The sequence below is a fragment of the Methylobacterium sp. Leaf118 genome (genome assembly GCF_920984675.1).
Classification (GTDB): domain Bacteria; phylum Pseudomonadota; class Alphaproteobacteria; order Rhizobiales; family Beijerinckiaceae; genus Methylobacterium.
In genome coordinates this window covers 20,678-27,086 of sequence record NZ_CAKLBV010000060.1, presented here as the reverse complement: position 1 = coordinate 27,086, position 6,409 = coordinate 20,678, and the positions used below count along the sequence as shown (strand labels likewise).

Below are 6,409 nucleotides of genomic sequence, written 5' to 3'. Positions count from 1 at the left end.
AGGGCGCCCGGATCGGCGGCCTCGGCCCGGTTGAAGTCGGGATTGCTGCGGCGGCTGCGCCGGGCCGGCGCGTCGGGCCGCACGGGGCCCTCGGCCCGGGGCTCCGACCGGGGCGCGTCTTGGCGAGGAGCCTCTTGCCGGGGAGCGTCCTGACGGGACGCGTCTTGGCGGGGCGCCTCCTGGCGGGGCGCGTCCTGGCGAGCCATCTCGGGCTGTTCGCCGCGGCCGGCCTCGAAGCGGGGCTCGCGGAACTCACGGCGGCCCTGCTCGGAGCGGGATCCGTCCTGGCGCGGACCGTCCTGCGGCTGCCCGTAATCCGGCCGGCCGTCCTGTCGGTTGTCCTGGCGGCCCTCTTGGCGGCCTTCCTGCCGACCGTCTTGCCGTCCGCGGTCCTGACGGAACTCGCCACGATCCTGGCGATCGCCGCGATCTTGACGGTCTTGGCGATCCCCACGGAACTCCTGCCGCGGTTCGCCGCGGTTGTAGTCCGGGCGGTTGCCCTCGAAGCGCTGGCCCCGATCGTTGCGATCGTTCGGGCGGTCGTTCGGGTCGCGGCTCTGGAAGCGCGGACCCCGATCGCCGCGGTCGTTCGGGCGATCGTTCGGGCGGTCGTTCGGGTCACGGCCCTGGAAGCGCGGACCCCGGTCGTTGCGATCGCCGCGGCCCTGCTGGCGGTTGTCGAAATCGTGCCGCTCGAACGGCTGGGGCTGCTGGGTGGGATCGCCGTACTCGTCGCTGGCGTAGCCGGCGCGACCGCCCTCCGCGGACCCGTTCACGCCCTCCTCGTCGCCCTCCTCGTCCTCGTCGAAGCCGTTGCGGGCGTAGCCCTGGCTGACCTGCGGACGACCCGGTTCCTGGGCGCCGGTGATGATCCGGAAGTAGTGCTCGCCGTGCTGGAAGTAGTTCTCGGCGGCGATCGGGTCGCCGCTCGCCAGCGCGTCACGGGCGAGCTGCGCGTACTTGTCGGCAATATGCTGAGCGGTACCGCGGATTTTGACGTCGGGCCCGTTCGACTCGTAGGAACGCGTCAGCGGATTCGGACCCTTGGGCCGGCTGCGGCCACGCATCCGTCGATTCTGGTTTGGTCTCATCGGCCTCGATTGACCCTCGTTACCTGTCGCTCAGCATGACTGACAGCGCTGCGGCGGTGTTCGCGAGATCCCTCGGGCGGGGCGCTTCGGTGAGCGCACCGGCACGACCGCGATCTATCCGCGATGTCTGCCGCTCGTCCGGTGGCTGCGCTCGATTCCAGGCGCGCCGCGAGACATCCCTCGACTGTCAGGTTCGATCCCACCGAGCCTGGCCGCGCTTGCCGGGCTACGTCCGCTCGATGGTGGGAAGACCGTCCGAACCCGGCGGAAGCGGATAAACCCGTCTCCTGCCGCTGCCCTACCCAAGTGCTTCGCAAAGCTCCCGTTCACCGGGAGCCCTCCCTCCTGCCGAGGCAGTGTGACGGGAGTTTCGCGAGAAACGCTTAACGGGCCGTTGGCGGTCTGCATCCCTAAGCTAGTGACTGCCGCCCCCGACAACAAGCATTTTTTCGGGCCGGAGGCGGTTTATGCCGATCCTGCGCGGGTTTGCGAGGCGCCCGCCCGCGGCGTCCGGGGCTCTCCTCTGATCGGTAAGGATGGCCGAAGCGTGACGACCCGGTCCCGGTCGGCCAGATCCTGGATCGGTGCGGACGCGGCAAAGCCCGCCTGCCGCGCGAGCTCGGCGACGGCCTCGCCCTGATCGTAGCCGATCTCCAGGGCGAGGGCGCCGCCCCGCGCCAGCAGGTCCGGACGCCGCGACAGGCCGGCGAGGATCGCGCGGTAGGCCTCGAGTCCGTCCGCCCCGCCGTCGAGGGCCGCCAGCGGATCGTGCAGGCGCACCTCGGGGGCGAGCGTCGCGATGACGGGCGCCGCGATGTAGGGCGGGTTCGCGACGATCAGGTGGAAGGGACCGGCGAGGGCCTCGAGCCAGGAGCCGCAGAGGAAGGCCGCGCGATCCCCGACGCCGTTCGCGCGGGCATTGTCGCGCGCGACGCGCAAGGCCGCGAAGGAGCGGTCGAGGCCGATCCCGAGGGCCTTCGGCCGCTCGTGCAGCAGCGCGGTGAGGATGCAGCCCGAGCCGGTGCCGAGATCGACGAGGCGCAGGGCCGTCTCGCGCCCGGGGAAGAGGCCCAGGGCCGCCTCCACCAGGGTCTCGGTGTCGGGCCGGGGCACCAGCGTCTCGGGCGCGAGCCGGAAGGGCAGGCCCCAGAACTCCCATTCGCCGAGGATGCGCGCCACCGGCTCGCCGGCGAGCCGCCGCGTGGCGGCCTCGGCCAGGGCCCGGGCGCCGGCCTCGCCCAACGGCTCCCCGCCGCGCAGGATCAGGTCGGAGGGTGACAGCGCCAGGGCGTGCCCGGCGAGGAAGCGGGCCTCTCCGCGCGGATTGGCGAGACCCGCCGCCTCGAAGACCCCGACGAGATGACGCAGGGCAGCGTCCCGGGACAGGGCGGGCGTCAGGTCGAGGCTCATTCCGGACGCCGGAGCGCGCATCCGCCAAACCTGCCTCGCCCCAAGGCGGGAGGGGGTGCCCCCCGCAGGCGATCGGCCGAGGGGAGCCCGCCCGGGGCACCGGGCCCCCTCCCCTCCCGGGTCGGGAGGGCCCGAGGCGGGCCTTCGACGAGGCCGGGATCGGGCCGGCGCGACATCCGTGGGGTGAGGCCCGGGTGCAGGCCCCTCACGCCATCCCCTCGGCGGCGAGCAGTTCGGCCTGATGCTCGGTCACCAGCGCGTCGATCACCTCGTCGAGGGCTTGGCCCGCCATCACCTCCTCCAGACGGTAGAGGGTCAGGTTGATGCGGTGGTCGGTGACGCGGCCTTGCGGGAAATTGTAGGTGCGGATGCGCTCGGAGCGGTCGCCGGAGCCGACCTGCGCCTTGCGGTCGGCGGCCCGGGCGGAATCCTTGGCCGTGCGCTCGGCGTCGAACAGCTTGGCCCGCAACAGGGCCATGGCGCGCGCCCGGTTCTTGTGCTGCGAGCGCTCCTCCTGGACGAACACCACCACGCCGGTCGGGATATGGGTGATGCGGATCGCCGATTCCGTCTTGTTGACGTGCTGGCCGCCCGCGCCCTGCGCCCGCATGGTGTCGATCTTCAGGTCGGCGTCGTTGATCGCGATGTCGACCTCTTCCGCCTCCGGCAACACCGCGACGGTGGCGGCGGAGGTGTGGATGCGCCCTTGCGTCTCGGTGTCGGGCACCCGCTGGACCCGGTGGGCCCCGCTCTCGAACTTGAGGCGGGAGAACACCGAGCGGCCCTTCACCTCGGCCACGACCTCGCGAAAGCCCCCGACGGTGCCCTCGCTCTCCGAGATCACCTCGACGCGCCAGCCCTTCGACTCGGCGTATTTCGCGTACATGCGGAACAGGTCGCCGGCGAAGAGCGCCGCCTCGTCGCCGCCGGTGCCGGCGCGGATTTCGAGGATGGCGCTCTTCTCGTCCGCCGCGTCCTTAGGCAGCAGGATGAGCTGGAGGGCACGGTGGGCCCGCTCCAGCGCCTCCTCGGCCTCCGGCTTCTCGTCCGCCGCGAGCGCGCGCATCTCGGGATCGCCGCCGGGCTCGTCGATCATCGCCCGGATGCCGTCGAGATTGGCCTGCGCCGCCCGGTAGTCGCGGATCGCGGCCACCACGCCGTCGAGCTCGGACAGTTCGCGGGAGAGCTGCACGATGTTCTCAGGGGCGCCCGCGCCGTCGGCGAGCTGCGCCGTGACGAACTCGTGCCGCGCCAGGATGGCGTCGAGGCGCTCGGAGGGGATCGGTGTCACGGGTTCTTCGATGTCACGTCGCGGAAAAGAGGCTTCCCTACTTCACTGCCGGGCAGAGGGCGAGTGTTCCTGACGCGAGGCGGCCGCTCTTGCGAGGCGGAGTGCCGTTCGGCCACCAAACGTTCGACCACCCCTGGTCGGGGGCGGCCGGGTTCGTGGCGCTCGATTCGGGGACGCGCTCGATGCGGCCGGCATCCGCGACATCGACCGCGCGCGCGGGTCGGGCTGGATCACGATCGAGGATCGGGTCGCGTTCAAGGCCGAGGAGCCCCTCGCCTCACACCGGCACGCCGTGCGTCTTGGCGAAGGCGGCCAGCGCCGGCCGGATCGAGGCGCCGTCGGTCACCTTGGTGAGTTCCCCGTCGATCAGGGCGGCGACCGCCTGGACATCGGCCGAGAGCACCATCGCCTTGACCGGGCCGATCGAGGCCGGGGACATCGAGAAGTCGCGGAAGCCGAGGCCGATCAGCGCCAGAGCCTCCAGCGGGCGCCCGCCGATCTCGCCGCAGACGGTGACGGGGCAGCCCTGCGCGGTGGCGCGCTCGGCGATGAGGCGGAAGGCGCGCATCGCGGCCCCGCAGAGCGGGTCGAAGCGGTTGGCGACGCGCCGGTTCTCGCGGTCGACCGCGAACAGGAACTGCATCAGGTCGTTGGAGCCGACCGAGAGGAAATCGGCCTCGCGGGCGATCTCGTCGATCTGGAACAGGAGCGAGGGCACCTCGATCATCGCGCCGAGCCGGCAATCGCTCGGCAGCGCGTAGCCGTGACGCCGCAGATGCGCCTTCTCGCGCTCGACGATGGCGCGGGCGCGGGTGAATTCCTCCACCGTCGCGACCATCGGGAACATGATCTTGACCGGGCGCCCGGAGGCGGCCTTCAGCAGGGCGCGCAGCTGCACCCGCAGGAGCGCCGGCCGGTCGAGGCCGATGCGGATCGCCCGCCAGCCGAGGGCCGGGTTCTCCTCCTCGAGGGCCGGCATGTAGGGGAGGATCTTGTCGCCGCCGATATCCAGCGTCCGGATCGTGACCGGCAGGTCGCCGGTGGCCGCGAACACCGCCTCGTAGAGGGCCTGCTGCTCGGCCGCCGAGGGCATCCGCTCGGCGATCATGAACTGCAATTCGGTGCGGAACAGGCCGACGCCCTCGGCGCCGGTCTCGTGCAGGTGGGTCAGGTCGACGAGGAGGCCGGCATTGAGGTGCAGACCGATGCCGACCCCGTCCTGGGTCACCGCCGGCACGTCGCGCAGGGCCCGGTACTGCTCCTGCCGCCGGGCGCGCAGGCGCACCATCTCGGCATAGGAGGCCTCGACCTCGGGGGTCGGGCGGATCTGGACCTCGCCGGAGAGGCCGTCGACGATGATCGCGTCGCCCGCGTCGCACAGGCTCGCGGCGTTGGCGATCTCGCCGACCGCCGGGATGCCCAGCGCACGCGCGACGATGGCGATATGGCTCGTCGGCCCGCCCTCCTCCAGAACGACGCCGCGCAGGCGCGCCCGGTCGTAGTCGAGGAGCGCGGCCGGGCCCATGGAGCGGGCCACCAGGATCGCGTTCTCGGGCAGCCCCCCGGCGCCCTGCCCCTCCTGGCCGACGAGGCGGCGCAGCAGGCGGTTGGCGAGATCGTCGAGGTCGTGCAGGCGGTCGCGCAGATACGGGTCGCTCTGGCGCAGCATCCGGGCGCGGTTGTCCGACTGGACCCGCTCGACCGCGGCCTCCGCGGTGAGGCCCGACTGGACCGCCTCGCGCATCCGGCGCAGCCAGCCCTTGTCGTGGGCGAACATCCGCACGGTCTCGAGCACCTCGCGGGATTCGCCCGTTCCCATGACGTCGCCGCGCTCGACCAGCTCGTCGATGGCGGAGCGTACGTCCTCGATGGCGCTTTCCAGCCGCTCGACCTCGCGCTCGACATTCTCGGCGATCAGCGTCTTCACGACGATGCGCGGCTCGTGCAGCACCACGTGGCCGAGGCCGATCCCTTCGGCCAAAGCCACGCCGCGCTGGCTCACCGGGCGGCGCGCGGCGGAGCCGGCCCCGGGGGCGAGCGCCTGGAGCTCGCCCGAGGCGATCATCTCCGCGAGCACCATGGCGGTGGTCTGGAGCGCCTCGATCTCCTCCTCGGAATAGACCCGGTAGGTCTTGTTCTGGACGACCAGCACGCCGAGCGTATTGCCGGCCCGCAGCAGCGGCACGCCGAGGAAGGCGTGGTAGATCTCCTCGCCCGTTTCCGGACGGTAGGAGAAGGCCGGGTGCGACTGCGCGTCCGACAGCGCCAGAGGCTCGGCGGATTGTGCGATCAGGCCGACGAGGCCCTCGTCGGCGCGCATGCGGGTGATGTGGACGGCGTCTCGGTTGAGACCCTCGGTTGCGAACAGTTCGAGGGTGTTGTCATCCCGCACCACGTAGACCGAGCACACCTCGGCGATCACGTTGGCGGCGATCAGGACGACGATCCGGTCGAGGCGCGCCTGGGGGCTGACCGGTTCCGCCATCGCTTCGCGGAGCCGGCGCAGCAGCAGGCGCGGACCTCCGGGCGCAGCGGGCATCGTATCGTCAATCCGAGTCGGCTGAAGCCGCGCCCCTGGACATCCGGGACGAGACTCCAGACTCTGGCTTCACATCGG

4 protein-coding genes are annotated in these 6,409 nt (G+C 71.9%); all 4 read right to left on the bottom strand.

The features are described from left to right. Window positions 1-1,067, bottom strand: a 1,067-nt coding sequence (locus tag LW587_RS19555; RefSeq protein ID WP_232631266.1) for a DUF4167 domain-containing protein, incomplete at its 3' end; no start/stop codon positions are given. 489 nt (window positions 1,068-1,556) lie between these two features. After that, the gene (prmC, locus tag LW587_RS19550) at window positions 1,557-2,501 is read right to left on the bottom strand and encodes a peptide chain release factor N(5)-glutamine methyltransferase (protein WP_232631267.1); all 945 of its coding nucleotides are present in this window, start codon (window positions 2,499-2,501) and stop codon (window positions 1,557-1,559) included. A gap of 205 nt (window positions 2,502-2,706) precedes the next feature. Next, complete coding sequence (gene prfA, locus LW587_RS19545) at window positions 2,707-3,792, bottom strand: peptide chain release factor 1 (RefSeq protein ID WP_232631265.1); 1,086 nt, start codon at window positions 3,790-3,792, stop codon at window positions 2,707-2,709. Between the two features lie 277 nt (window positions 3,793-4,069). Next, window positions 4,070-6,331, bottom strand: a complete 2,262-nt coding sequence (gene ptsP / locus LW587_RS19540) for a phosphoenolpyruvate--protein phosphotransferase (protein ID WP_232631264.1) — start codon at window positions 6,329-6,331, stop codon at window positions 4,070-4,072. Between the last annotated feature and the right edge of the window lie 78 nt (window positions 6,332-6,409).